At 67.1% G+C, this 26117-nt stretch carries 24 protein-coding genes and 1 other RNA gene; 13 read left to right on the forward strand and 12 right to left on the reverse strand.

Annotated features, from left to right (window positions below; genetic code table 11):
• Position 1 precedes the first annotated feature (1 nt).
• The gene (gene mraZ / locus V3B46_RS13840) at positions 2 to 448 is read right to left on the reverse strand and encodes a division/cell wall cluster transcriptional repressor MraZ (protein ID WP_004143635.1); all 447 of its coding nucleotides are present in this window, start codon (positions 446 to 448) and stop codon (positions 2 to 4) included.
• A 322-nt stretch (positions 449 to 770) separates the two neighbouring features.
• On the opposite strand from mraZ, the gene V3B46_RS13845 reads away from it, so the two are divergent.
• Positions 771 to 1547 carry an NRDE family protein gene (locus tag V3B46_RS13845; protein ID WP_329892165.1) on the forward strand — a complete coding sequence of 259 codons (777 nt, stop codon included), beginning with the start codon at positions 771 to 773 and terminating at the stop codon, positions 1545 to 1547.
• 101 nt (positions 1548 to 1648) lie between these two features.
• The gene (locus V3B46_RS13850) at positions 1649 to 2128 is read left to right on the forward strand and encodes a DM13 domain-containing protein (RefSeq protein ID WP_329892166.1); all 480 of its coding nucleotides are present in this window, start codon (positions 1649 to 1651) and stop codon (positions 2126 to 2128) included.
• A gap of 146 nt (positions 2129 to 2274) precedes the next feature.
• Here V3B46_RS13850 and rnpB read toward each other — a convergent pair.
• Positions 2275 to 2626: RNase P RNA component class A (gene rnpB, locus V3B46_RS13855), an RNA gene on the reverse strand.
• 155 nt (positions 2627 to 2781) lie between these two features.
• On the reverse strand, positions 2782 to 3600 hold the full coding sequence (gene rsmI / locus V3B46_RS13860; RefSeq protein ID WP_329892167.1) for a 16S rRNA (cytidine(1402)-2'-O)-methyltransferase: 819 nt from the start codon (positions 3598 to 3600) through the stop codon (positions 2782 to 2784).
• An 81-nt stretch (positions 3601 to 3681) separates the two neighbouring features.
• On the opposite strand from rsmI, the gene V3B46_RS13865 reads away from it, so the two are divergent.
• The 4 genes from V3B46_RS13865 to V3B46_RS13880 all read left to right on the forward strand — a co-directional run bounded on the left by V3B46_RS13865 (position 3682) and on the right by V3B46_RS13880 (position 7973).
• A complete protein-coding gene (locus V3B46_RS13865; protein WP_329892168.1) occupies positions 3682 to 5403 on the forward strand; it encodes a penicillin-binding protein activator in 1722 nt (573 codons plus the stop codon).
• Positions 5393 to 5761 carry a YraN family protein gene (locus tag V3B46_RS13870; protein ID WP_329892203.1) on the forward strand — a complete coding sequence of 123 codons (369 nt, stop codon included), beginning with the start codon at positions 5393 to 5395 and terminating at the stop codon, positions 5759 to 5761. The genes V3B46_RS13865 and V3B46_RS13870 overlap by 11 nt, the downstream gene beginning before the upstream one ends.
• Before the next feature lie 110 nt (positions 5762 to 5871).
• Positions 5872 to 6591, forward strand: a complete 720-nt coding sequence (locus tag V3B46_RS13875) for a metal-dependent hydrolase (RefSeq protein ID WP_329892169.1) — start codon at positions 5872 to 5874, stop codon at positions 6589 to 6591.
• Positions 6588 to 7973, forward strand: coding sequence for an FAD-binding oxidoreductase (locus V3B46_RS13880; protein ID WP_329892170.1), 1386 nt, complete (start codon positions 6588 to 6590; stop codon positions 7971 to 7973). Before V3B46_RS13875 ends, V3B46_RS13880 begins: the two co-directional genes overlap by 4 nt.
• A gap of 213 nt (positions 7974 to 8186) precedes the next feature.
• Here the strand turns inward: V3B46_RS13880 and V3B46_RS13885 are convergent, their stop codons facing one another.
• The 3 genes from V3B46_RS13885 to V3B46_RS13895 form a co-directional block, all read right to left on the reverse strand.
• Complete coding sequence (locus tag V3B46_RS13885) at positions 8187 to 8990, reverse strand: fimbrial protein (RefSeq protein ID WP_329892171.1); 804 nt, start codon at positions 8988 to 8990, stop codon at positions 8187 to 8189.
• A 206-nt stretch (positions 8991 to 9196) separates the two neighbouring features.
• Complete coding sequence (locus V3B46_RS13890) at positions 9197 to 9706, reverse strand: fimbrial protein (protein ID WP_329892172.1); 510 nt, start codon at positions 9704 to 9706, stop codon at positions 9197 to 9199.
• Between the two features lie 34 nt (positions 9707 to 9740).
• Positions 9741 to 12281 carry a fimbria/pilus outer membrane usher protein gene (locus V3B46_RS13895; RefSeq protein WP_489686292.1) on the reverse strand — a complete coding sequence of 847 codons (2541 nt, stop codon included), beginning with the start codon at positions 12279 to 12281 and terminating at the stop codon, positions 9741 to 9743.
• A gap of 411 nt (positions 12282 to 12692) precedes the next feature.
• On the opposite strand from V3B46_RS13895, the gene V3B46_RS13900 reads away from it, so the two are divergent.
• From V3B46_RS13900 to V3B46_RS13915, 4 genes are all read left to right on the forward strand, one after another.
• On the forward strand, positions 12693 to 13208 hold the full coding sequence (locus tag V3B46_RS13900) for a fimbrial protein (protein ID WP_329892173.1): 516 nt from the start codon (positions 12693 to 12695) through the stop codon (positions 13206 to 13208).
• Between the two features lie 57 nt (positions 13209 to 13265).
• Positions 13266 to 13988, forward strand: coding sequence for a fimbrial biogenesis chaperone (locus tag V3B46_RS13905; RefSeq protein WP_329892174.1), 723 nt, complete (start codon positions 13266 to 13268; stop codon positions 13986 to 13988).
• A gap of 414 nt (positions 13989 to 14402) precedes the next feature.
• Positions 14403 to 16787 carry an autotransporter family protein gene (locus V3B46_RS13910; protein WP_329892175.1) on the forward strand — a complete coding sequence of 795 codons (2385 nt, stop codon included), beginning with the start codon at positions 14403 to 14405 and terminating at the stop codon, positions 16785 to 16787.
• Positions 16788 to 17246: 459 nt separating this feature from the next.
• Positions 17247 to 17648: a hypothetical protein gene (locus tag V3B46_RS13915; protein ID WP_329892176.1), complete on the forward strand. Its 402-nt coding sequence runs from the start codon at positions 17247 to 17249 to the stop codon at positions 17646 to 17648.
• 60 nt (positions 17649 to 17708) lie between these two features.
• Here V3B46_RS13915 and V3B46_RS13920 read toward each other — a convergent pair whose 3' ends face one another.
• Genes V3B46_RS13920 through V3B46_RS13930 form a run of 3 tightly spaced genes read right to left on the reverse strand, consistent with a single transcriptional unit; the run spans position 17709 to position 21769 of the window.
• Positions 17709 to 18221, reverse strand: coding sequence for a fimbrial protein (locus V3B46_RS13920; protein ID WP_329892177.1), 513 nt, complete (start codon positions 18219 to 18221; stop codon positions 17709 to 17711).
• A gap of 30 nt (positions 18222 to 18251) precedes the next feature.
• Positions 18252 to 20777 carry a fimbria/pilus outer membrane usher protein gene (locus V3B46_RS13925; protein ID WP_329892178.1) on the reverse strand — a complete coding sequence of 842 codons (2526 nt, stop codon included), beginning with the start codon at positions 20775 to 20777 and terminating at the stop codon, positions 18252 to 18254.
• A 14-nt stretch (positions 20778 to 20791) separates the two neighbouring features.
• Positions 20792 to 21769 carry a fimbrial protein gene (locus tag V3B46_RS13930; protein WP_329892179.1) on the reverse strand — a complete coding sequence of 326 codons (978 nt, stop codon included), beginning with the start codon at positions 21767 to 21769 and terminating at the stop codon, positions 20792 to 20794.
• A 215-nt stretch (positions 21770 to 21984) separates the two neighbouring features.
• Between V3B46_RS13930 and V3B46_RS13935 the strand changes: the two genes are divergently transcribed.
• The 3 genes from V3B46_RS13935 (at position 21985) to V3B46_RS13945 (ending at position 23697) form a co-directional block, all read left to right on the forward strand.
• Entirely contained in the window at positions 21985 to 22497 is a 513-nt protein-coding gene (locus V3B46_RS13935) for a fimbrial protein (protein WP_329892180.1), read from the forward strand.
• A 55-nt stretch (positions 22498 to 22552) separates the two neighbouring features.
• The gene (locus V3B46_RS13940; protein ID WP_329892181.1) at positions 22553 to 23275 is read left to right on the forward strand and encodes a fimbrial biogenesis chaperone; all 723 of its coding nucleotides are present in this window, start codon (positions 22553 to 22555) and stop codon (positions 23273 to 23275) included.
• A gap of 62 nt (positions 23276 to 23337) precedes the next feature.
• Entirely contained in the window at positions 23338 to 23697 is a 360-nt protein-coding gene (locus V3B46_RS13945; RefSeq protein ID WP_489686293.1) for a DUF805 domain-containing protein, read from the forward strand.
• A gap of 108 nt (positions 23698 to 23805) precedes the next feature.
• Here V3B46_RS13945 and thiL read toward each other — a convergent pair whose 3' ends face one another.
• The 3 genes from thiL to ribH all read right to left on the reverse strand — a co-directional run bounded on the left by thiL (position 23806) and on the right by ribH (position 25970).
• On the reverse strand, positions 23806 to 24768 hold the full coding sequence (gene thiL / locus V3B46_RS13950; RefSeq protein ID WP_329892183.1) for a thiamine-phosphate kinase: 963 nt from the start codon (positions 24766 to 24768) through the stop codon (positions 23806 to 23808).
• A 258-nt stretch (positions 24769 to 25026) separates the two neighbouring features.
• The gene (gene nusB, locus V3B46_RS13955; protein WP_005408062.1) at positions 25027 to 25506 is read right to left on the reverse strand and encodes a transcription antitermination factor NusB; all 480 of its coding nucleotides are present in this window, start codon (positions 25504 to 25506) and stop codon (positions 25027 to 25029) included.
• Positions 25503 to 25970 (reverse strand): 6,7-dimethyl-8-ribityllumazine synthase, encoded by a 468-nt coding sequence (ribH, locus tag V3B46_RS13960; protein WP_005408061.1) that lies wholly within the window; start codon positions 25968 to 25970, stop codon positions 25503 to 25505. The genes nusB and ribH overlap by 4 nt, the downstream gene beginning before the upstream one ends.
• Positions 25971 to 26117 lie beyond the last annotated feature (147 nt).

A 26117-nucleotide genomic window follows, 5' to 3' on the forward strand; every position in this document is an offset into this window, starting at 1 on the left:
CTCACAACTTCAGGTCGAGCAACCCATCACCCAGATCCTCGTCAGACAACGTCTGCTGGATCAGGGCCCGATGCGCCTGCTCGCTCCACAATTCGAACTTGTCGCCCATACCGAGCAATACCGCCTTCTTCTCAATGCCCACCGCACCGCGGTGGCTGGCGGGGATGCTGATGCGACCGTTGCCGTCGAGCTCCAGATGGGCGGCCGAGCCGACCAGCTTCTGCTGCAACAGGCGCACGACGCGCTGGGTGTTGGGCTTGGACATCACATCGTCGCGGACCCGCTCCCATTCCGACTCTGCATACAGCCACAGGCAGCCGGCTTCGAACGGGTTGTAGGTCAAGACGAGACGGTTGTTGCTGGCGCGCGCGACAAGGTCGCGGTAAGCGGTGGGAACCGCCATGCGCCCTTTGTCGTCAACTGTGATGGCCGTCTCGCCCTGGAACACGACGCGTGCACCTATCCTTCGCCCGGTGAAACATTGAACCACGAAAACCCACAAAACACCCGGATTTCCCTCTGATGCCCACCTTAGCAGCGGGCCGAGGGTTGTCAACAACTTTTCAGCAGGGAAATCGCCAGCCGCATCAATGGCTTGCAACAACCTTTAGAGAATTGTTCAAGGCTTATCCACAAGTTGCTGATCCGTCTCAATTTTTGAGATTGAACGGAAGTTCAGGGGTGTGGACAGGGCGTGAAACATCGGCCGCGCATTCATCCGCAGCGGGTCGAAAACGGCGTCAGACTGCGCAAACGTGCACAATGAGGCCATGTGCCTGCTCGCTCTTGGCTGGATGCACCACCCGCGCTGGCGGCTGGTGATGATCGGCAACCGTGATGAGTTCCACGCCCGCCCGACCGCGGCGCTGGCCCCCTGGCAAGATGAGACCTCCGTCATCGGTGGGCGCGACCTGCGCTCCGGCGGTGGCTGGGCCGGCGTCGGGGCCGGCGGCCGGATGGCAGTGGTCACCAATGTCCGCGATCCGCTGGCCGCACAGACCGGCCCGTCGCGCGGAGCGCTGGTGGCCGACTTCCTGCGTGGCCGCGACCCGGCCGCCGTGCATATTGAGCGTTTGGCGACCGTGGCCGGCGCCTATGCCCCGTTCAACCTCCTGCTGGCCGATAGCGACAGCCTGGAGTTCCTGGGCAACCACCCCGCCGAACGCCAACACCTGGCCCCCGGCGTGCACGGCATGTCCAACGGCGCACTGGACGCCCCCTGGCCAAAGACCCGCCGGCTGATGGCCGCGCTTTCCGCCTGGCTGAAGGAAGACGGGGTCAGATCCCCTTCCCAAGGGGAAAGGGATCTGACCCCGCTCTGGCAGGCCCTCGCCGACGAATACCGCCCCGCCGACAGCGACCTGCCCGACACCGGCATCGGCCTGGAGCGCGAACGCTGGCTGAGCCCGGCCTTCATCCGCGGCGACGACTACGGCACCCGCGCCAGCACCGTGCTGCTGATCGACGCCGATGGTCACGGCCAGATCCACGAGCGCCGCTTCGGCCCACAGGGCGTGGCCCTTGGCCAGAGCCAGGTCGATTTCTGACCCTGTACCTGTTTTCTGTGTCTATAAATGTCTGCACGCACGCCACACGATGACCGGGCGCGGTCCTGCCGCGCGCCCCACCGATCCACAGGGAGTCATCGATGCGCCGTGTTCTCGTACTTGCCGCCACCCACCTGCTCACGCTCGGCCTCGGCTTCGGCCTGGGCGTGTACCTGCTGCCGATCCTGATCGCCCCGGATGACCCGCCGGTCGCACAGGTGCAGGCCGCCATGGGCGAAGCCCGCTACCACACCACCTTCCGCCGCGACCTCAAGGGCAGCGACGCGGTGCACTGGGCGGAAGGCAAAGTCAGCGTCAGCCCACGCCAGGTTGCCTTCAACGGCAAGATGGGCCCGGGGCCGGACTACAAGGTCTACCTGGTGCGCGACTTCGTCGACAACAAGGCCGATTTCCTGGAGATCAAGGCGCAGGCCCAGCGCATCGGCGAGGTAAAGACCTTCAACCGCTTCCTGGTCGATGTACCCGATGACGTCAACGTGGACGACTACACCACGGTGGTGGTGTGGTGCGAGCGCTTCTCGCAGTTCATTTCCGCAGGGCAGTACCGTACGCCCAGCTGATTGCACGACCGCGTAGAGTCGAGCTTGCTCGACTGCCTTTCGCTGTCCGCCGATTGCATGGAGCAGTCGAGCGAGCTCGACTCTACGCCCCCACCGCGCGGGCGATGGTCATCGGTAGATCCACGCCATGCGTGGATGGAAGAAGGAGGCGGAGCCGGCCGATAAGCCGGGTTCTGTCGTGGACAGTCATTCCTCTAGGCGTTACGTCACCGCAACGCTCAAGCAACCTACCCGGATCCAACGCGGGCCGCGCCAAAGGATCCCTATTTGGTCTTGCTCCAGGTGGGGTTTGCCGTGCCGGTCTGTTGCCAGACTCGCGGTGCGCTCTTACCGCACCATTTCACCCTTACCGGCCTTCCGAAGAAGACGTAGGCGGTATCTTTCTGTTGCACTTTCCGTCGGCTTGCGCCGCCCAGGCGTTACCTGGCACCTTGCCCTATGGAGCCCGGACTTTCCTCGGCACCCCCGAAGGGATGACGCGACTGTCTGGCCGGCTCCGCCAGTGCACATTCTAGCCTACGCACGCCTTTCCTGCCGTGCTGATCGCGGCGTCCGGTTCAGCCATCCACGAATGGCGTGGATCTACCGACTCCGCTGCTCTGGTGGGTGCGGATTCCGCTTTGGTCGGTGCGGACCTTGGTCCGCATGATCCATCAACTGCCGTACAACGCCTTGCGCGGTGCGCCGGTCAGCTCGGCAGCCAGCTTGGCCGCAGTCGACGGCGGCAGATGCTCGCTCAGTTTGGCGTAGACGCGACGGCCATGCGCCAGTTGCGCTTCTTCATCGTCACCCGCGCCCTGCACCATCACCACGAACTCGCCCTTGCGCTGGTTCTCGTCGGCTTCCACCTTCGCCAGCAGGCCGGCCAGGTCACCATCGAGCACGGTCTCGAACAGCTTGGTCAGCTCACGCGCCAATACCGCCGGGCGCTCGCCGCCGAAGATCGCGGCCATGTCGGCCAGCGATTCGGCGATGCGGTGCGAGGATTCATAGAACACCATCGTGCGTACTTCACCGGCCAGCGCCTGCAGGCGGTCGCGTCGGCCGCTGGCCTTGGCCGGCAGGAAACCTTCGAAACCGAAACGGTCGCTGGGCAGGCCGGCTACGCTCAGCGCGGCGATGGCGGCGCAGGCGCCCGGGATCGGGCTGACCTTGATACCGGCTGCACGGGCAGCACGCACCAGGCGGAAACCGGGGTCGCTGACCAGCGGGGTGCCGGCATCGCTGACCAGCGCCAGCGACTCGCCGGCCTGCAGGCGCGACACCAGGCGCTGCGCCAGGGCCTCTTCATTGTGTTCGTGCAGGGCCACCAGCGGCTGCTGGATGCCGAAATGGGACAGCAGCTGGCCGCTGCGGCGCGTGTCCTCGGCACAGATGGCCGCCACCGAACGCAGCACCTCCTGCGCGCGCGGGCTCAGATCGGCCAGGTTGCCGATCGGGGTGGCGACGACGTACAGGGTTGGCACACTCATTTCAGCGGTACTCACGGGGCAAGGGTAGAATCGTAGCGTGTACCCGGCCAAGGCCGCTGCCCTCATCGCATGGACCCGATCATGAACAAGCCCGTCGCACGGATCTCCGCCCTGTCGTTGTCGCTGATGCTGCTGGCCGGCTGTGCCACCACCAGCCTGACCAGTGCGCCCGAATCGCCGGCCCAGAGCCAGGCGCTGGCGCTGATCGAACAGGGCAAGCCGCGCGACGCCGCACTGCAGCTGGAAGGCCTGGCCGCCACGCTGCGTGGCGGTGCCCGCGCCAATACCCTGGCCGATGCGGCCTGGGCTTGGCACCTGGCTGGTGACAGCACGCGTGCGCGCAGCCTGCTGGGCCAGCTCACTGCCCGCCAGCTGTCGGGCGCCAGCCTGCAGCGCTTCCAGCTGACCAGCGCCGAGCTGGCGCTGGCCGACAAGCAGCCGGCGCAGGCGCTGGCCCTGCTGAAGGACAGCGGCGACAACGTGGTGCCGGCCCTGCGCACGCGCTGGTATCTGGCCCGCGCCAACGCGCTGCAGGGCACCGGCGATGCCTTCGGCGCCGCCACCGAACGTGCACGCGCTCATGCCAGCCTGACCGGCAGTGCGCGCAGCGAGAACCAGGCCGCCATCTCCGGCCTGCTCGGCACCCTCGACGACGCCACCCTGCGCAGCCGTGCTGCCGCCCTGCCGGCCAATGATCCGCTGTACAACTTCGCCGGCCGTGCGCTGATCGCGCGCGGCCTGCCGCTGCCGCGCCCGTTCGATCGTGATGGCGCGGCCCAGTTCGATACCAGCAAGCGTCCGCCGGCGCTGAGCGATGGCTACCGCCCGCCGGTCAAGCTGGCCGTGCTGCTGCCGCTCAGCGGCCGCCTGGCCACCGCCGCGCAGCCGGTACGTGACGGCCTGCTGGCGGCGTATTACTGCGAGACCCGCCGCCGCCCGGACATCAACTTCATCGATACCGCCGGTACTGCGGCCGGTGCATTGGCCGCCTATGACAAGGCCGTCGCCTCCGGTGCCGACTTCGTGGTCGGCCCGCTGGGCCGCGACGAAGTGGACGCCGTGTACGGCCGCCAGCAGTTGCAGGTGCCGGTGCTGGCACTGAACCGTGGCAAGGACGCGCCGCCGGCCGGCAGCGCCGGCTTCTCGCTGGCGCCGGAAGACGACGGCATCGTCGCTGCCGAATACCTGCGTGGCCGCGAGCGCGGCAAGGCGCTGGTGATCAACAGTGCCGACGACACCGGCCGCCGTGCCGCTGCGGCCTTCGCCCAACGCTTCGCCCAGCGTGGCGGCCAGGTGGTGGCCACCGTCGGCGTCAGCGACGCGGTTGGCGATGTCGGCGCGCAGGTGCGCAATGCCGGCCAGGTCGATGCCGTGTTCCTCGCCGTGCGCGCGCCGCAGGCCCGCCTGCTGGCGCCGCAGCTGGCGCTGGCCGGTGCCGGCGGCGCCACCCGCGTCGGCACCTCGCAGCTGACCGTCGGCAGCGGCAAGGTGGAAGAAGACGTGGCGCTGGACGGCATCGTCTACCCGAACGAAGCCTGGAACGTGCGCAGCGTGTCCGGCCTGCCCTCGGCCAGCCAGGTGGCCAGCACCCTGCCCAGCGCACGCGGTGCCGCCGGCCGCCTGTTCGCCTTCGGTGCCGATGCCTGGAAGATCACCGCCTACCTGGACAAGCTGTCCAACGAAGGCGGCCTGGACGGTGCCACCGGCACCCTGTTCCTGGACAGCAACGGCAACATCCTGCGCCAGCCGGCATGGTCCACCTTCAATGGCGGCCGGCCGATGCCGATTGTCGGTGGTCGCTGAGCGCAGCCAACGTGGCTCGGCGGTGGAAGCCGCCGCCGAGCAGCATCTGAAACAGGCCGGACTGCAGCCGCGTGCGCGCAACGTTCGCTATCGCGGCGGTGAACTGGACCTGGTGATGGACGATGCCGGCACCGTGGTGTTCGTGGAAGTGCGTTACCGCGCACGTTCCTATTTCGGTGGCGGCGCCGCATCGGTGGATGCGCGCAAATGCCGGCGCCTGGCCCATGCCGCGCAGCTGTACCTGCAGGACAACCCGGCGCTGGCCAATGCACCCTGCCGTTTTGATGTGGTTGAAGCCAGTGGTGAACCGCCGCAGCTGCGGTGGCTGCGTGATGCATTCCGGCTGGATGACTGCTGATGGTTACCGTCCGCTCTGGTAGAGGCCGACCTTGGTCGGCGCTTCTGTGCCAACCAAGGTTGGCACCTACCAGAGCGCAGCCTGGCCGGCTCGACCACGGTGCGTGACTGATGCCTTCGATCATCACCCATGCCGCTGTGCCGTTGGCGCTGTGGTGCGCCGCTGATCGTGGCCGCATCCCACCGCGCCTGCTGATTGCGGGTGTGGTCGCAGCGATGCTGCCCGACGCCGATGTGCTGGCCTTTGCACTGCACATTCCCTACGCCGATGCGTTTGGGCATCGGGGTGCCAGTCATTCACTGCTGTTTGCCGGCATGCTGGCGGCGTTGGCGGCGCTGTTGGCATTCTTTGGTAGCGGCCGACCTTGGTCGGCACCACACAGCCCCGGTAGTCGCCGACCGTGGTCGGCGCCGCTGTGCCAATCAAGGTTGGCACCTACCGAAGAGGCAATGGCACGCTCTGGTAGCAGCCGACCTTGGTCGGCGGTTTCGTGCCAACCAAGGTTGGCACCTACCAAGGCAGGGCCAACGGTGGCGTCCATCGTGCAGGCGGCGGTGTTCGTCTTCATCTGCGCCGCCAGCCACCCACTGCTGGATGCGATGACCTCCGGCGGCCTCGGCGTCGCCCTTGCCTGGCCGTGGAGCGAACAGCGCTTCTTCGCGCCGTGGCGACCCATCCGCGTTTCACCCTTCGCCCCGCAGTTTTTCAGCGCGCGTGGCATGGCCACCCTGCTCTCTGAACTGCGCTGGGTGTGGCTGCCACTGGCCGGCGCCGTTGTTGCCTGGAAACTGATCCAACCCGCTCCTGCTGCCCCACGAGATCCGTCATGAGCCCTGCCCTGCCTGCTGCACTGGTTGCCGAACTGTCCGCCCTGCTGGGCGCGGAGGGCTGGCGCATGGATGACAACACGCTGGAGGCGAACGCGCAGGACAACTCATGGCGCCACCAGCGCCCGGCGGCGGTGGCGCTGCCAGCCGACATCGAACAGGTGCAGGCGCTGGTGCGTGCCTGTCGCGCGCATGGCGTGGCGTTGGTCGCGCGCGGTGCCGGCACAGGCACCACCGGCGCGGCGGTGCCGCTGCCCGGCAGCATCGTGCTGTCGTTCACCCGCATGGACCGCATCGTCGAGATCCGCGCTGGCGACCGCTGCGCGGTGGTGCAGCCTGGCGTGCTCAACGGCACCCTGCAGCAGGCGCTGGCGCCGCACGGCCTGTTCTGGGCACCGGATCCCTCAAGCGCCGAAATCTGCAGCGTCGGCGGCAACCTGGCCTGCAACGCCGGCGGCCCGCGCGCGGTGAAGTACGGCACCAGCCGCGACAACGTTCTCGGCCTGGTCGCGGTGACCGGCGCGGGCGAGGTGATCCGCTGCGGCGGCGCCTACACCAAGGATGCCACCGGCTACGACCTCACCCATCTGCTGGTGGGCAGCGAAGGCACGCTCGCTCTCATCGTGGAAGCCACATTGAAACTGACCCCGCTGCCAGTCAGCCAGGCCGGCCTGCGCGTGCTGTACCGCGATGCCGATGCCGCCGCTGCCGCAGTTTCGCGGCTGATGTCGCAGCCAGTGGTGCCGACGCGCCTGGAGTTCATGGACGCACGCAGTCTGGAGCTGCTGCGCCTCAACGGTGCCGACGTGCCGGAGGCCGGTGCGATGCTGCTGGTCGAAGCCGATGGTGACCACGACACCCTGCCCTATCTGCTGCAGGCGCTGGCCAGCGCCGCTGAAGGCGACGGCATGATCGCGCTGGACGTAGCGATGGAAGGCCGTGCACGCGACCAGCTGTGGGCCGCACGCAAGGCGTTGTCGCCCGCACTGCGCAGCGTCGCGCCGGGCAAGATCAACGAAGACGTGGTGGTGCCGGTATCACGCATTCCGGAACTGGTGGCCGGCGTGCAGGCGTTGGCGCGCGAGCACACGCTGACCATCGTCACCTTCGGCCACGCGGGCAACGGCAACCTGCACGTCAACATCCTGTACCACCCGGACGATGCCGACGAGAACGCACGCGCGCATGCCGCGCTGCCGAAGATCTTCGAACTGACGCTTGCGTTGGGTGGCACGCTGTCCGGCGAGCACGGGATTGGATTGGCCAAGCGTGATTTCATGGCCAAGGCGTTCACACCGGAAACGCTGGCGACCATGCGCGCGATCAAGGCCGCGCTGGATCCGGATGGGATCCTCAACCCGGGCAAGGTGCTGCCGCCGCGGTGACGTTCCACCCGGCAACGCCGTTGTAGAGTCGAGCCGTGCTCGACTGCTCCTCGCTTTGGTAGAGCCGAGCCCACGCTCTGCGGCTCTTGGCCTGGATCGCGCTAGAGGCAACCGAGCGTGGGCTCGGCTCTACCGCGGGTTTTCGTTCGCAACCGTCGCAGCGTCTTAGCTGGGACGCAGCGTGCCTGGCGTTTCCACACCCCTTGGTAGCAACTACCAGTAATCGACGTTCAACACCGCCTCACCCGTGATGACGCCGGGCGTGAGTGCATCCGAGGTGCGGATGTAGCGGGCCGTAAACTCGTGGTTATGCACGCCGCCCACACCCGGGTCGAAATCCCACTGCTGGCCGAACCTGACTTCGCTGCCTGCACGCAGCAGCTGTACGCGCACACCGCCGGCGTCCGAACCCGCAACAGGTGTCAGTTGGCTTCCGGTATTGCCAGCATCTGCAGCGTCATGCAACGACATCCTGGCCCGGGGCACACTTGTGCCGCAATCCATGCGGATGGCCACTACTTTCTCTCCTGCCGTGCTGCCCGGCGTGGACAACTCGGCGAAATCGACATCCCGCAGATTCTCCGCCGTGTCCTGCAGGGGGCACGTGACATGTGGGAAATTCAGCTGGATCCTGATCGGAATCGTGATTCCCTGCGCAGGAAAATCAGGCGTATCGATCCGAAGGCTGCCTGACATCTCATAAGTGCGCATGGGCGTTCTTCGTGAGAAGGCATAGGCGCGAAAATTGAAATCGGCTTTGTCCCCCCCACTCACATCCATGACATACGGCGTAGTGCTTCCCAGAGTGAGAGGTTGTGCGGGCCATCCAACAACCTGCATGAACACAAAGCCGATCAACGGCGAATCATCCGCAACGTCGTAAACGGGCAGCGTCATTCCGTCATAGGTGATGGAGCCTGCCGGCCTGAGCCCGGGCATATCCAGCAAGAGCGCCATATCATGGTGGCTGGGGGCACTGCATCCACCGTAGTTGGCTATCCCAGTGCCGTAATCCATGAATCTTCCTTCAATGGGCGGCGAGGAGCTGTATGTCTTTTCGAAGTTCATCGGGTAGACCCTGCTCGATGTACACGCGACTGCAGTCGCGCAAGCGCCCAGTGAACACAGCAGGCCGATCGCCATGCGCCAACCGGCGAACCTTGCCCACCGGCTCCGATGCGCTGCAGCGAAGGGGCTTCTGGTCAGAGTGCATGCAGTCAGGCTCATTCGTAATCCGCCGTCACGACGATTTCGGTAGAGACCTTACCGGCGCTCAGCGCTGCACCGGTCGGTGCGTGGTATGCCGCGCGCAGGTCGTATCGCGCGGTGGCGCCGGTCACTGGCACATCGATGCCGGTGTCGCCATCCTTCAGGTAGTTGTTGCCCGTGGTGCCCGACAGCAGCGAAATCGACACACCGCTGGCGGGGTCGGTGGCGGCGGTGTTCTTCCAGCGCTCGGCATCGCCATCGGCGGCGGTACCGGCGAAGGACAGCACGGCCTTGTTGACCCCGACGCAGCCGGTGAATTCCAGCGCACCGGCCTTGATCTGGGCATCGGTGCCCGGGGTCAGGTCACTGGCCTTCACCGGGTCCAGGTCGATCGTCGCATCGGTAAGCGTGCAGGTGCCGGCCAGCACGCGCCCGGTGATGGTGAGGGTGGCGCTGTCGGCCAGGGCCAGCGGGGCGGCGCCCAGCAGAACGGTAGCGAAGGCAATTCGGTTGAACAGATTCATAGAAGACTCCTGCGAGTGACGTAAGGAAAGAGGTTCAGAGCGACGTAGCGTCGGCCGCGTTAAATGCGGCCTGCAGCCCCGGGCTGGGCGGCGGCAGCGGCGCGCACACCGCTTGGCTCCAGGACAGCCCATAGGCATCCGGCGCATCGGGCGTGGTGTATTCCAGGCGGCAGCGCTGCGGGCCATCGGGGTCCACAATCAGCTGGCCCTGCTCCGGCGCACCGCGCAGCTGGATCACACCGCCTTGCCCGACCGCACCAACGCTGCGGCCGCTCTCATCTTCGATGCGCGCGGCAAACGGCAGCGGCTGGCCCAGCGCATCGGTGGCATCGATGAACAGCGTGCGCTGGCGCGAGGCGTTGAAGGCCACGCGCACGATGCTGCCGGCGGTGGGTGCCACCCGCTGCGAGGTCTGCAGCAGTTCCACGTCCATCGGCAGGCCCGACGGGTCCAGCTCGATCTGGTTCCAGCGGTAGGGGCTGACATGCGGCAGCAGCGCATAGCCGTTGCGGCCGATGCGCACATCGCTGCCATAGCCGATGCGTGCGCCCTGCGCGCCGTCTGCCTGCACCAGGGCAAAGCCCTCGCCCACCGGCGCACCGAAGTTGATGCCATCACGGTGCACCACCACACTGCCGGCGGCGCTGGCATTGAAAGCGCTGTAGTCGCCCGAGCGGTTGTAGCCGGCGGTGACCGTGCCATGACCACCGCGGTAGGAGGCGTAAGCGCTGGCGCTGCCCGCACCTTCGCTGGCCGTGCTGGCGGACAGGTTGTAGTTCAGCTGCTGGTCTGCACCCAGCGTGCCGCTCACGCCCAGCTGCGCCTGCTCGCCGCGGGCCGACTGGGCCAGCTGCGTGCTCAGGCGGGGCGCACTGGGCGCCTTGCCCAGCGGGATGCTGAAGGTGGCCGAATAGCGGGTGTCCTGGCGCCCATCGCCTTGCCGGTAGCGCACCGCCGACAGGCTGTAGTTGGCGCGGCCCACGGTGCTCTGGAAGCGCAGCTGCAGATCGTTCTGGGCTGCGGCACCATCCCAGTAGCGCACGTGGCCGCCACTGAGCGATAGCGTGCTGCGCTCGCCGATGCGCTGGGAGAAATTCACCTGGAAGCGCTGGCGGGCGCGGCCGCTGTAGCCCCAATCATCCGCACGCGCCTGCGCGAAGTCATTGAGCGAAAGGTAGCCGCGCGTGCTGTAGCGGTGCGCGGCCAGGCCGAAGTTGGTACCGGTGGCGGCCACGTAGCGCTGGTAGTTCAGCCGGAAGCTGTTGCCGGTGATCTGCTCGCCGTTGGCGAGGCGCGCGCGCGAGTGGGTGACATCGGCACCGAACGCGCCCAGCGGCGTGTTGATGGCACCACCGAACAGCGCGGACTGGAAGTCTTCGGCAACCTGCAGGCCGCCCAGCGCGGTGAAGCGATTGCTGATGCCGCGGGCGTAGATGCCCTCGGCAAAGCGCAGCGATTCACGCACGCCGCTGGCATCGCGAAGTTCGCCGGCGGTGGCACTGAAACGACTCGCCCCCGGCCGCAGGGCCTGCGGCACGGCAGAGAAGTTGACGGTGAAGTTCTGCTGGCGGCCGTCTGCCTCGGTCACGGTGACCTGCAGGTCGCCGCCGAAGCTGGTCGGGTACAGATCTTCGATGGAGAACGGGCCGGGTGCCACGCTCACTTCATGGATGATGGTACCGTTCTGGCGGATGGTCACTACGGCATTGCCTTCGGCAATGCCCTGCACCACCGGCGCGAAGCCGCGTAGCGAATCCGGCAGCATGCGTTCGTCACTGGCTACGCGCACGCCGGTGAACGAGAGCGACTCAAACAGTTCACCGCCGGTGTTGCCCTGCCCCAGCAGCAACTGGCTGTTCCACGCCGGCAGATCGCGCTGTGCGTAACTGCTGATGACATCGTGGCGCGTGCCGAAGCTGCCTTGGCTGAAGGACGAGCGATGGCGCAGGCGCCATGCGCCCAGGTTCACACCGGTGTTCAGGCCCAGATAGCCGGCGGTCTGGCCGGCGCTGCGGTTGTGGTTGACGTTGTAGTCGAAGAACGCAGCGCTGATGCCGTGGTCGCGCTGGGCTGGCGCCACGTAGCCGCGTGCATCGCGTGCCTGCGCCGCCTGCGGCACGTTCACCCGCAACTGCAGATCGCTGCTGTCCAGTTCTACGGTGGCACCCGGCACCAGGTCGGCCAGCGCTACACAGCTGTCGTTGTCATCATCCAGCCCATCCAGATACGTCTGCTTCAGGCCCAGCTGGCGCACCAGGCCGGCCGGCAGGCAGGGCGTGGCGCCCTGCGCCGAAGCGTCGGCCACGAAGGTGATATCGCGCTTTTCGTGAAACTGGCCATTCACCACCACGTCCAGCGGGTAGATGCCCGGCTCCATAGGGTTGCCCTGCGCGTAGCGCTGCAGGTTGATCGACTGCCCGCTGATGAGGAAGCCGGCGCTGAACTCTAGGGCATCGGCATCGCTGGCGCGCGACGGGCCGGCCATCCATAGCGACAGGACGGTGGCGATGGCCAAGCCCAGAGGCCGGTTTTCCGGAAGCGCTGCGTAGGTGGAAGCAAGGGCCCGCGTGTTCATGGTGAACATCATTCGATGTGGCCAATACCGACATCGCTCGTGATCAATGTGGGCCGCAGCGTAGTCACCGCGACGGCGCCCTCCCATGGAATTTGTTGCAAAGAGGCCTCGGCAGTCGAGCCGCAGTGTTGCAGCATGCAACAGCTCTTTCCATGGCACGTCAGCGGGTTTTCATTGCGCGCTGCTGTGCAATCAAATGCATTGCATATGCACGCCCATTCACCTGCGACCGGTTGCCGCAGTGGCGGATGGCGCTCCGTTAAAACCCCTTTTTCCCAGGGCACAAATCCGCGTAACCGGCAAGAGCCTTGCAACTAATTCCATGTCCAGGTTGCGTTTGGCTGGCGAGAATCTGCGCATCCGCTGGCACGCCCATGGCGGATCCACACCTTCCAACCCAAGGACATTTACATGTCGAACCGATTCAACCTGATCGCTGCCGGCGCGCTTGCACTGGCCCTGTCCCCCACTGCATTTGCCGAGAAGCTGGAGATCACCGGCGAGCTGATGACCAGTACCTGCCTGGTGGATGCTACCGGCGGTACCGTGACCGTGCCGATGGGCAAGGTGGATGTGGCCTCGGTCAACGCCGCCGACCGCGCCGGCATGAAGAACTTCAGCATCCTGCTGGACTGCACCGGCTCCGGTGCGCCGCAGAAAGTGGGCGTGCGCTTCGGCGGCACCCCGGATGGAAGCACCGGCAACCTGGCACTGGATGCGGCTTCGTCTGCCACCAATGTCGGCGTCGCACTGTACGACGCCGCTGGCAACCAGCAGAAGCTGGGCGAAGACCCGCTGCAGTGGGTGGACATTCCGGCGGCCGGTTCGGGCCAGCTGGACTACAGCGCCTGGTATTCGTCGCCGGGCCGCAACGCGACCGCCGGTACTGCCAACGCAACGGGCGATTTCGTCGTGCTCTACGACTGAGCACTGCTGTGCCGGCCCTGTCGAGGGCCGGCACGCTCCACCTGATGAGGAATGACGATGAAGATTCGTGCAATGACGTGGATGACCGCGCTGCTGGCTGGCGCACTGGCGCTGCCCGCATCGGCAGCGGTGACGCTGCAGGGCACGCGCATCGTGCATGACGCCGCGAAGGGCCGCGACGTCACCGTGCGCGCGACCAACAGTGGCGAGAAGGCGGCGATGGTGCAGGTCTGGATTGATGATGGCGACAGCCATGCGCGTCCGGAGACCGTGCGCACTCCGTTCCGGCTGACCCCGGCCGACCCGCGCCTGCTGCAGGCACACCAGGGCCAGGCGTACCGCGTGACCTACGCGCCGCGACCGTCGGAAGCGCCGCTGCCCACCGATCGCGAATCGGTGTTCTATTTCAACATGCTGGATATTCCACCCAAGCCGGCCGATGCGGCAGGCAAGAATCTGCTGCAGTTCGCGGTGCGCACGCGGGTGAAACTGTTCCATCGCCCGGCCGGCCTGCCCGGCAATGCGCGTGATGCCGCAGGGCAACTGCAATGGCGCGCACAGGGCAGCATGCTACAGGTGACCAACCCGAGTGCGTACCACGTGACCCTGAGCACGTTGACCCTGGCCGATGGTCGCAAGGTGGAGGGCAGCATGATTGCGCCGGGCGCAGAGATGAAGCTGCCGCTACCGACCGCTGCGGCGATGCCGTCGTCGTTGACGTTCCAGTGGCTGGACGATTACGGCACCCCGCGCGATGCCGAGGCGATGATTGTTCCGTGAGGTAGCGACACGCTTCCTGTAGAGCCGAGCCATGCTCGACTGCTTCTGGGCTTCTTGCCGTGCACAGCGTGGAGCAGGCTCGACCACCGCCTGCAGAGACCGGCCCCCCCGGCGTGCCCGCAAGTCACCGCCCTGAAACGTCACGTTGCACCCTGCGGCATGTTTCCGCAGCAACCGATCTTGGCTGAACGCCCGCCGCACCAGCGCTCTGGGCAGGCCCCCTTTGCAACAAATTGCATGGGAACGGGGGCTCCGGCGGCAGAAACTGCGCCCGTTCCAGACACACATTGTCGCGATCAGCCAATCACATGCGATTCACGTAGTTGAGGCGTATACGTCACATGCCTGAACAGGGGTCGGCAACAGCAGCGGCAGTGCGGTGTCCCATCCGTTTCCCTTGCAGAGGATCAGACCATGCGTCGCGACCGTCACCCTACTCCTCTTCCCTGCCTGCGCCCGATGGCGCGTGGTTTGCTGCTGGCCCTTTCCACGCTCAGCGCCGGCGCCGTATTTGCGGGCGATCTGGACGGCCAGAACGCGGAGGTCGTCGCTGGCGACCCCGTTGAAGCGTGGACGCTGATCAATGGTTCCAGGTTGACGGTCACCGGCGCCGCCAGCCAGCAGATCACTGCAGACGACACGTCGGAAGTGATTCTGGATGGCTCGGTTGTCACCCGCTCGGGAACCGGGCAGAACAGCGTGGCCCTGACAGGCGATGCATCGCTGCAGGCCAGCGGCACACGCTTTATCGGCGGCGGCATCTCGCTGAGCGGCGGTACCACATCGGTGACGCTGAAGAACAGTGAGATCCTGCTGAGTGCTGCCGATATGCTTGCAGGTGCCCGCAGTTCAGTGGGTATCGATCTTGCAGGCGTCGGCGCTGCGGCATCACATGCGGTGCTGGATGGCTCCCGCATCCAGGTGGACGAAGCACCGGCGGGTGCGGAATACAACAGCGGCCTGGGTGTTCGGCTGCAGTTCGGCCAGGTCGACATCATCAATGGCTCGCAGATTACTGCCGCCAATGTGGGGGCCATGCTGTGGGGTGGCGTACCGGGGTCCACCGACCCCATACGCCTCAACATCAATGACTCCACCCTGCAATCCGGTCGCGGCGCGGCAATCCGGGTGATGCCGGGCTGGGAAGGCACCTACGTCATCAATGTGAGCAACGACTCGAAGCTTGCCGGCGGCGACGGCAACTTGCTGCTGGTGCAGGCGCCCACGGCAGCAAGCAACATGCGAACCGACGTCAGCTTCACGGTGGACGATTCCCGCTTGGCCGGCAACGTGACCTTCGATCCCACCACCGTTACCAACGGCACGCTGGATGTTGTCCTGCGCAACAAGGCGCAGATCGACGGCCGCTTCATCAACGTCACCAGCGCCGACATCGGCAGCGACAGCACCTGGCTGCTGACCGGCGACAGCAACGTCGGCGCGCTCACCCTGGGCGCCACCGGCACCATCGGCCTGGGCGATGGCAGCAGCTTCAACACCCTCACCGTGGATGAGTTCACCGGCAACGGCGGCACGCTGCTGTTCAACACCGTGCTGGGCGATGAAACCTCGCTGACCGACACGCTGGTGATCCATGGCGATGCCAATGGCCAGGCCAACGTGCGCGTGCTCAATGCCGGCGGCGCCGGTGCCAAGACCGACCGTGGCATCGAGCTGATCGACATCGGCGGCGCGTCCAATGCGCAGTTCGATCTGGTCGGCCGCGCGGTGGGCGGGCAGTACGAGTATTTCCTGGTGAAGGATGCCAACGGCAACTGGTACCTGCGCTCGCAGACCGGGGCTGGCCCCGACCCGTGCGTCGTGGACCCGAGCCTGCCGGAATGCGAGCCGATCGACCCGGTCGATCCCGTCGAGCCCCCGCCGCCGGTGCTGCGCCCGGAGGCCGGCGCCTACCTGGCCAACCAGTTCGCACTGGACCAGATGCTGCGCCATACCTGGCGTGACCGCCAAGGTGGCGCCGCAGCGGCGGACGGCATTCGCGGCTGGGCGCGCGTGGATGCCAACCAGAGCAGGCTGGGTGCGGTGGATGACCAGCTCGACCTGCGCGTGGACCGCTCGCGCCTGCAGTTGGGCGCGGACGTAGGTGTCTTCGATGACGGCCGTGGCCGCGTCGGCGTGATGGGTACGCTGGCGCAATCCAGCGCGACGTCGCGTTCGCAGCTGACCGGCTACAGCGCGCGCGGCAAGGTGGAAGGTGGCGCGCTGGGCGTGTACGGCAACTGGGCCAACGAGGCCATGTACGTGGATGCCAGCGTGCAGCGCGGCCAGTTCCGCAACCGCGTGCAGGGCGAAGGCCTGGCCGAGGAACGCTACGATTCGGATATCTGGCAGTCGTCGCTGGAAGCCGGCTACCGTTTCGGCCTGGGCAGCGTCGGCAACACCGCGCTGAGCCTGCAGCCGGAACTGCAGCTGGTCTACACCGATGCGAAGACCGACGTGCATACCGAGACCAACGGCACCGTGGTGCGTGCCGCCGGCAACAGTGGCCTGTCCGGCCGTGCCGGCCTGCGCCTGCAGGGTGAATCGCGCTCAGCAGCGGGTGCCTCGGTCAGCCCGTATCTGGCGGCCAACTGGTACCGCGATGGTGCGGGCAATGGCATCGCCTTCGACGACGAAGTGCTGAAGGCCGGCATTCCGCGCAACCGCTACGAGTTGAATGCCGGTGCGCGCGTGGACTTCCGTTCCGGGCTGAGTGCCTGGGGCGGTCTGGGCGTGATGCGCGGCGACCATGGCTACCGCGAAGCCACGGCGAATCTGAGCGTTGCGTATAAGTGGTGAGGGTAGAAGGAAGCGCGGCGCCGGAGTGATCCGGCGCCGTTTCCGTCTGCGTGTCCGCCGGGCATGGCCCGGCGCTACCGATGGAATGTCGTGAATGGCACGTGCGGCCCGACTGCCCAACGCGTGCAATAGGTTTCTGGTTTTTTCGAGATTTGAAACCTTTCTGATTGGCAGCACGGGCAGGAGCGGCGAATCATGTGGCGCCACCGACAACGGGTGGCACGGGCTTGCAATCCCGTTTGGTAACTCAGTTGTTTACGCTTGTCTGCCGGCGTCGCTCTTTCCTTGTTGAGCGGCGTCGGCAGGCAATCCGTCTGCGCTTCTTTGGCGGGCGGTGCGTGGGGGCCTTGTGCCCGCCGGCGTTTCGCTGAGTTACCACCGGTATTGCAACCATGCACCGTCCGCCACCCTCGCCTTCAAGCGGGGTGGCTCCTTCGCCACACGCATAAGGAAGCCGCCATGAGCGCCCATCGCTATCCATTTCTGTTCGCCACCCTGGGCGAGGCTGCCAACCAGCTGCCCGATGCGATCGCCGAGCCACTGGAAACCACGCTTGCCGCCAGCCACGGCGACACTGGCATCACCTTGTTGAGCTGCCTGCAGCGCATCCGCAACAGCGAGGGCGCCGATGGCCAGCCGCTGCAGCGCATCGGGCGCACGCCGGGGCAATGCGTGGCGTTGTCGCGCCTGCATCGCGCCAACGCCGGGCTGGGTTTCCTGCTGCAACTGCTGCACGCGACCGAGCGCGTGCGCGTGGATGGCGACATCGACCAGCATGTCGGGGATGACGCGCGTGAGGGCCTGTTGCTGGCGTGCCGGGGGCTCTCTGAGTACGTCGATACGCAGGTGGACGCGGCCTGATCCGCCGGTGTCGATGGTCGCCGGGCATGGCCCGGCGCTACCGATATGCGTGGCGCACGCTCACTGATAGTCCGCCGTGACCACGATTTCGGTGGACACTTCACCCGCCACCCGCGCCTGGCCCACCGGCGCGTAGTACGCCGCGCGCAGGTCGTAGCGTGCGCTCGCGCCGGTCACCGGCACCTCGATGCCGGTGTCGCCGTCCTTCAGGTAGGTGTTGCCGGTGGTGCCGGCCAGCAGGGCGATCGACACGCCGCTGGCCGGATCGCTGGCGGCGGTGTTCTTCCAGCGCTCGGCATCACCGTCGGCGGCGGTGCCGGCAAACGACAGCACCGCCTTGCTGACGCCCACGCAGCCACTGAATTCCAGCGCGCCGGCCTTGATGGCGCTGTCCGCGCCGGGCGTGAGGTCACTGGCCTTTACCGGATCCAGTGCGATGGGAGCGGCCGATAGCGTGCAGGTGCCGGGCAGCACACGGCCGCTGATGGTGAGGGTGGCGGTATCGGCAGAAGCGACCGGCGCAAGCGTGGCCAGTGCGGTGAAAGTAGCGGTACGCAAAGCGAGGCTTTTCATCGGGAATCTCCTGTAGCAGGCAGTGACGGATCAGGGGGTGGCCGCGGCGGCGGCCTGCAGGCCACGCACGGGGGCTGCCAAGGGCATGCACAGCGCCTGGCTCCACGACAGGCCATAGCCATCGGGTGCGTCGGGCATGCGGTATTCCAGGCGGCAGCGCCGTGCGCCGTCGGGGTCGACGATCAGCGCGCCGGCATCGTGCGCGCCGCGCAGTGCGATCACCCCGCCCTGCCCGACCGCACCCAGCGGCCGCCCGTCCTCGCCTTCCACGCGCGCGGCGAACGGCAGTGGCTGGCCCAGCGCATCGGTGGCTTCGATGAACAGCGTGCGCTCGCGGCGCACCTCGAACGGCACGCGCACGATGCCGCCGGCGGTGGGCGCCACCCGTTGCGAGGTCTGCAGCAGTTCCACCTCCAGCGGCAGCCCGGAAGGATCGAGATCGATGCGGTTCCAACGGTAGGGGCTGACGTGCGGCAGCAGTGCATAGCCATTGCGCCCCACCCGGATGTCGGTGCCGTTGCCCACGCGTGCGCCCTGCGCACCCGGTGCCTGCACCAGCACGAAGCCTTCGCCCAGCGGCTGCCCGAAGTTGAGGCCGCCGCCATGCAGCACCACGCTGCCCGATGCGCCGGCGCTGACGCTGCGCCGGCCGCTGCTGCGGCTGGCACCGATGTTGGCATTGAGGTGGCTGCCCTGGTAACCGAGGTAGGCACTGTGGGCGCCGCCGCCCTGGCTGGCCTCACTGGCCGACAGGCTGTAGTTGACGGTGCGGGCTTCGCCGAGCGTTCCGTTCAGGCCCAGCTGTCCCTGCTGGCCGGTACCGGCGTGGCTGAGCTGGCTGCTCAGGCGCGGCGCATTGGCACTGCGCCCCAGCGGCACGCTGAGGGTGAAGCTGTAGCGGGTGTCCTGGCGGTCATTGCCAAGCCGGTAGCGCAGCGCCGAAATGCCGTAGTTCACGCGCCCGGCAACGCTCTGGAAGCCCAGCTGGAAATCGTTGCGGCGGCGTGCACTGTCCCAGTAGCTGACATGGCCGCCACTGAGGTACAGCGTGCTGCGCTCGCCCACGCGCTGGGACAGGTTGAGCTGGTAGCGCTGCCGCGTGCGGCTGCTGTAGCCCCAGTCGTCCTGCTGTGCGCGCGCGGCATCGCCCAGGCTCAGGTAGCCACGGGTGCTGTAGCGGTAGGCGGCCAGGCCGAAGTTGGTGCCGGTGCGCGCCACGTAGCGCTGGTAGTTGAGCCGGTAGCTGTTGCCGGCCACCTGCCGGCCATCCTGCAGGCGTGCGCGCGAATGGGTGACATCGGCACCGAAGGCACCGACCGGCGTGTTGACCGCGGCACCGGCCAGCGCGGCAGCGTAGCCCTGGCCGATCTGCGCGCCACCGAGCAGGGTCAGATGGTTGCTGAGGCCGTGCGCATAGGTGCCTTCGGCGAAACGCGGCGCGCGCAGCCGGCCCTGCCCATCGCGCAGCTCACCGGCGGTGGCGGAGAAGCGCGAGGCGCCGGCACGCAGCGCCTGCGGCACGGCGGAAAAGTTGACGGTGAAGCGCTGCTCGCGCCCATCGGCCTCGGTGACCGTGACCTCCAGGTCGCCGCCGAAGCTGGTCGGGTACAGGTCTTCGATGGAGAACGGACCCGGTGCCACGGTGGCTTCATGGATGACGTTGCCGTTCTGGCGGATGCGCACCACCGCATTGCCCTCGGCAATGCCCTGCACCACCGGCGCGTAGCCGCGCAGTGAATCGGGCAGCATGCGCTCATCGCTGGCCACGCGCGCGCCGGTGAAGGCCACGCTCTCGAACAGCTCGCCGCCGGTGTTGCCCTGGCCGATCCACAGCTGGCTGTTCCAGGCGGGAATGTCGCGCTGCAGATGGCTGCTGATGATCTGGTACTGGCGCCCCTGCGGGCCATCACTGAGCGACGCGCGGTGGCGCAGCCGCCAGGGCCCGAGGTTGAGGCCGGTGTTCAGGCCCAGGTAGCTGTTGGCGCGGCCCTCGCTGCGGTAATGGTTGGCGCTGTAATCGATGAAGGCGGCGCTGATGCCATCATCGCGCTCGGCCACCGGTACGTAACCCCGCGCCGCATGTGCCTGCGCGGCCTGCGGAATGCCGACATGCAGCTGCAGGGTGCTGCTGTCGAAGCGCACCGTGGCGCCGTCGATGTGGCCGGGCAGGTCCAGGCAGTCGTGCGCGGTGGCCAGCAGCGCATCGTGCAGCGCGGGCTTGAGCGACAACGTCGGCAACAGGCTGGCCGGCACGCAGGCCACCGCACCGTGCTGGCCGTCGACGGCCTGGAACAGCACATCGCGGGCGCCGTCGAACGTGCCGTTGATGTGGACGTCGACGCCATGCACGCCCGGTGCCACCGGATTGCCGTGCGCATAGCGCGCCAGATCGATGGCGTGGCCGCCGACCAGGAAGCCATCGCTGAATTCCAGCGGTTCATCGGCGCGCGCATCGGCCTGCGCCGACGCCTGGCCAGGCAGGGACAGTGCAATGGCCAGCGACAGGAGGTGCCATCGTGTGCCGCACTGCAGAGTGTTGTAGAGAAGCCGCGTCATCGCGTCGCACCGGCTCATCGGTAGTCGGCGGTGAGCACCGCCTCGCCGCCGATGTCACCCGGCACCAATGCATCGCTGGTGCGCAGGTAGCGTGCGACGAAGGGCAGCGGCTGCACGCCGGCCGAGGAATAGCCGTAGTTCCATTCGCGCCCCAATGCCAGCGGCGCGCCGGCCATCAACAACTGCATGCGCACCCCGGATGCCGAGGAAGCGGCGGTGGGGGCCAGCACGCCGTCGGCGGCGTTGCTGCCACTGGCATCGTCCACGCGCAGGAACACATCCACATTGGCACTGGGGCAGTTCAACGGCACCTCGAAGGGCGTCTCCTCGGTGCTGTCACCGGGCGTGGCCAGCGCGGCGAAGGCTGCCGGGTCCAGACTGACCGGGGTGTCGCTGATCGTGCAGGTGACCGGCCGCATCGGCAGGCCGAGTCGCAGGTAATGACGCATGCTCTGCCCGGGGTCGCCTTCGACCGAGGAGGTGGCAAACCCCATGTCGGTGTCGGGGATGCCCTGCATGGCGCCGCCGCGTGCGAACAGCACGATCAACAGGTCGGCCGTGATCGGCGCAGGGGTGGCCAGCGTGATGCCAGGGTTGCGGTTGCGGCCCAGCGCGACGGCCTGTTGGCTGGACAGCCTGCCGCCCGCCGTCTGCAGGGAGTGGAAGAACCCGATCAACGGCGAACGTGGGCCGAAACTGTAGGCGGGGAAGGTGCGCCCGTAGTATTCGATGTCACGCTCGTAGGTGAGCCCGGGGAAGGACAGATCGACATCGAAGGCAGTCTGTCCGGCGGTGCACGCGAAACTGTCGCTGATGTTGCCGCTGCCGCCGAGCGGGCCAAACCCGGCATCAGGCCGGTCGATATTTGGCATCGGGAACGAGAGCACGAGGTGTTGGTCGCCCGGATTGAGCCGCGTACAACTGGCATGCCCTGTCGCTGGCAGCAGCAGGGCGCACAGGACCAGCACCGCACGCAGGCGGTGCGCAGACAATGACGGTTTCATGGGGCGTGGGTGCACTGCAGGAAGGAGCGCGCAGTCTAGGAACTCGGCCCGGTGTATCCCATCGGATTAATTGCAATTGCCGCGCGTCACGCAGCATTTGCAACTAGTTGCATTGGCCGCCGTTGCTCGCGCACGGACACTGCGGCGCACTGATCGGGCGCCGGCCGCCCGCAGTGATCCTTCCTGTCCAACGAGAGAACTCCATGTCCGCTACCCTGCGCCTGCTCGGCGTGGCATTGCTTGCTGCCGCCGCACCTTCGGCCTTCGCCGAGGAACTTGAAATCACCGGTGAACTGATGACCTCCACCTGCAGCGTCGCCTCCGCCGGTGGCACGGTGACGGTGCCGATGGGCCAGGTTGACCTGGCCTCGGTGAATGCCGGCACCCGCGCCGGCCAGAAGAACTTCAGCATCAGCCTGGACTGCACCGGCTCGGGCGCACCGCAGGACGTCGGCGTGCGCTTCGGCGGCACGCCCGATGGCAGCACCGGCAACCTGGCACTGACCGCTGCATCCATCGCGACCAACGTGGGCGTGGCGCTGTACGACGCCAGCGGCAACCACCAGAAGATCGGTGAGGACCCGGTCCAGTGGGTAACCATCGCTGCCGGCGGCAGCGGCCAGCTGGACTACTCGGCCTGGTACGCCTCGCCGGCACAGAATGCGACCGCAGGCACCGCCAATGCATCCGGCGATTTCGTGGTGCTGTACCGATAAACAGTGGCAGCCGGTCGGCGCGAGGCGCCGGCCGGCCGTTGCAACGAGGTGACCCATGAAACTTCCTGCATCCCTGTCTGCGGGCGCGCTGCTGTGCCTGGCCGGGGCCTTGCCGGCTTCGGCCGCGGTGACCCTGCAAGGCACCCGCGTGGTCCACGACCTGGGCAAGGGCCGCGATGTGACGGTCAGGGCCAACAACAGTGGCGAACGCCCGGCGATGACCCAGGTATGGATCGATGCTGGCGACAGCCAGGCACGCCCGGAACACGTGCGCACGCCGTTCCGGCTGACGCCTTCGGAGCCGCGGCTGCTGCAGCCGCAGCAGGGCCAGGCCTACCGCATCACCTACGCGCCGCGCCCGTCCGATGATCCACTGCCGAGCGACCGCGAGTCGGTGTTCTACTTCAACCTGCTGGATATTCCGCCCAAACCCAGCGATGCGGCCGGCAAGAATCTGCTGCAGTTCGCGGTGCGCACGCGGGTGAAGCTGTTCCATCGTCCGGCCGGCCTGCCCGGCAGCCCGCGCGATGCAGCCGCGCAACTGCAATGGCGGGCTGTTGGCGATGCACTGCAGGTCAGCAATCCCAGCGCCTACCACGTGACCCTGAGCCGGCTGACACTGGCCGATGGCCGCAGTGTCGAGGTGGACATGATCGCGCCCGGCGCGGAGGTAACGCTGCCACTGCCGGCCGGCGCCTCCCCGCCCTCAGCACTGACGTTCCAGTGGCTGGATGACTACGGCACGCCGCGCGATGCCGAGGCGGCCGTCGTTCGCTGATTCCAGCCGCGACGGCATTCGTTCCGTTCTTACAGAGACAAACACCCAACATGAAGAAGATGATGACGCCGCTCACTCGCTACGCGCAGTTCAGTGGGCGCGCCAGCCGCAGCGAGTACTGGTGGTTCCAGTTGTTCATCATGATCGTTTCGATCCCGTTGTACATCCTGAGCTTCTACGCCGGTTACATCGGTTCGCAGGGCCTGGCCCTGGTATCAACCGGCCTGAGCGTGGTGATGTGGTTGGTATTCGCCTTGCCGTGCATTGCAGCAACCGTCCGCCGTCTGCACGATACCGACCGTTCGGGCTGGTGGTTGTTGCTTGCGTTCGTGCCGTTCGTCAGCCTGGTGCTGCTGGTGTTTCTGGTGCTGCCCAGCACGCCGGGCGACAACCGTTTCGGTGCACCGGTTCCGCACCAGTAACCACCCCGCGTTGGTAGGTGTCGACCTTGGTCGACACGGTGTTGCCAGGGGCGACCGACACGTTCGTGCCAACCAAGGTTGGCACCCACCAGAGCAGTACCGCTGCGGTTACGCGAAGTGCTGGTAACCGCCTTCGCCCGCTTCGCCATCCACCTGCACACCCTGCCCTTCCACAATGCGGCCGATGCGGGTCAGCGGCAGTTCCAGTGATTCGGCCAAGTAGTGCAGCGCGTCGCGCTGGTCGGCAGCGGCCGTGAAGCAGAGTTCGTAGTCATCGCCACCGCGCAGCGCGCACTCGCGGGCGTCATCGCGGCCAAGCAGCGCGCGCAGCTCCGGCGAAATCGGCAGCAGGTCGGCATCCACCTGCGCACCCACGCCACTGCGCACGGTGATGTGGCCCAGGTCGGCCAGCAGGCCGTCGGACACATCCACCGCTGCATGCGCGAACGCGCGCAGGCGCAGGCCCAGGGTAACGCGCGGGGTAGGCCGCAACAGGCGCAGGCGCAGGTACTCGTAATCGCCCAGCAGGGTGGCGGTGACCACATCCAGAGCGCCCTGCTGCCACAATCGCAGCGCACCGGCGGCATCGCCGAGGGTGCCACTGACCCAGATGTCATCGCCCACCTGCGCGCGTTCGCGACGCAGCGCCTGCCCACGGGCCACCTGACCCATCGCTGTCACCGACAGCGACAGCGGGCCGCGCGTGGTGTCGCCGCCGATCAGGGCGATGTCGTGCTGGTCTGCCAGGGCGAAAAAGCCATCGGCTAAGGCTTCGATCCAGTCTTCAGCGGTGTCCGGCAGTGACAGCGCCAGCGTGCACCAGGCCGGGCGCGCGCCCATCGCGGCGAGGTCGGACAGGTTGACCGCCAAGGTCTTCCAGCCGATGTCGAAGGCCGGAGTTTCCGCCGGGAAGTGCACGCCGCTGTTGAGCGTATCGGCGGTGACCACCAGCTGTTCGTTGGCGCGCGGCTGCACCAGCGCGGCGTCGTCACCGATGCCGAGCAGGATGTCGTCGCGCTCGAGGGTGCGGGCGCGGATGCGGTCGATGAGGGCGAATTCGGCCAGGGACATGGTGCGCTCCGGCGGGGGGCATGGATGGGCGGCGGGCGCGGGCGGATGATGCCGAATAGGTGGAACCGATGGGGCCGAACTGACGGGGTAGAGTCGACTGTTAGTCGACTGCTCTCCCCTCCAACATCATGACCGCCGATCGAAAAGCAGTCGACTGACAGTCGACTCTACCAAGGCAGGTTTCCGCGTCGTTTGGAGTTCGGAACAGGTTCCCAGCCATGCCAACCAAGGTTGGCACCCACCGGACGCAGAACCGGGTCAGTGACCCGATTCGACCTTGCGCCATTCCACGGCGGCACGATCCAGCACGCCGTTGACGTAGGTGTGGCCATGTTCGGAACCGAAGCGCTTGGCCGATTCGATGGCTTCGTTGATCACCACGCGGTACGGCACGTCCAGGCGGTAGCGCAGCTCGTAGGCGGCCAGGCGCAGCACCGCGCGTTCGATGGCGTCCACTTCTTCGATGCCACGGTCCAGGTACGGGCCGAGCGCTTCATCGATGTCGCGACGGTTGTCGAGCACGCCATGCAGCAGCGCCTCGAAGTACGCCAGGTCGGCGATTTCGCGGGCCTGCTCGTGCGCGAACTGGGCGATCAGCGACTGCGCGTTGCCGCCGGAGATCTGCCAGGCGTAGATCGCCTGCACGGCACGACGGCGCGCGCGCGAGCGCAGCACCGGATCGACGCCATCGCGGCGGACGGGTTTACCGGAGGGCTTGCCCTGGGTGTTCTTGTTCATGGCAGCTGCTCCAGAAGATTGACCATTTCCAATGCGGCGAGCGCGACTTCCTCGCCTTTGTTGCCGTGGCTGCCGCCTGCGCGGGCCTCGGCGTCTTCAACGCGTTCCACCGCCAGCACGCCGTTCAGCACCGGCACGCCGAAGTCCAGCTGCACGCGCATCAGGCCTTCGGCGCAGCGGTCGGCCACGTGTTCGTAGTGGCGGGTGTCGCCACGGATCACGCAGCCCAGGGTGAGGATGGCGGCGTGTTCATGGGCAGCGGCCAGGCGCGCGGCCACCAGCGGCAGTTCCCAGGCACCCGGCACGCGGATCACATCGATGTTGGCTTCGGTGATGCCGTTGCCGGCCAGGCTCTGGCGGGCGCCAGCGACCAGCGTGTCGGTGATGCGGGCGTTCCAGCGGCTGGCCAGGATGGCGAAGCGCGCCGATTCGGGAGTGCGAAGATCGCCTTCGAAGTGGCTCATATGCGGCTTGGGGGACTCGATAAGGGGGTAATTCTAGCGTGGATGGGCCCCGGCCGTGGCCGATGGGGGCCCGGGGCGTGGCGCCCCACCGGCGGCCCCCGCCGCGGGGGCGGGGGGGCCCCCCCCCCGACGTGGGCGGGGCGCGGC

The sequence above is a fragment of the Stenotrophomonas sp. SMYL11 genome (assembly GCF_036320005.1).
Taxonomy (GTDB): Bacteria; Pseudomonadota; Gammaproteobacteria; order Xanthomonadales; family Xanthomonadaceae; genus Stenotrophomonas; species Stenotrophomonas maltophilia_A.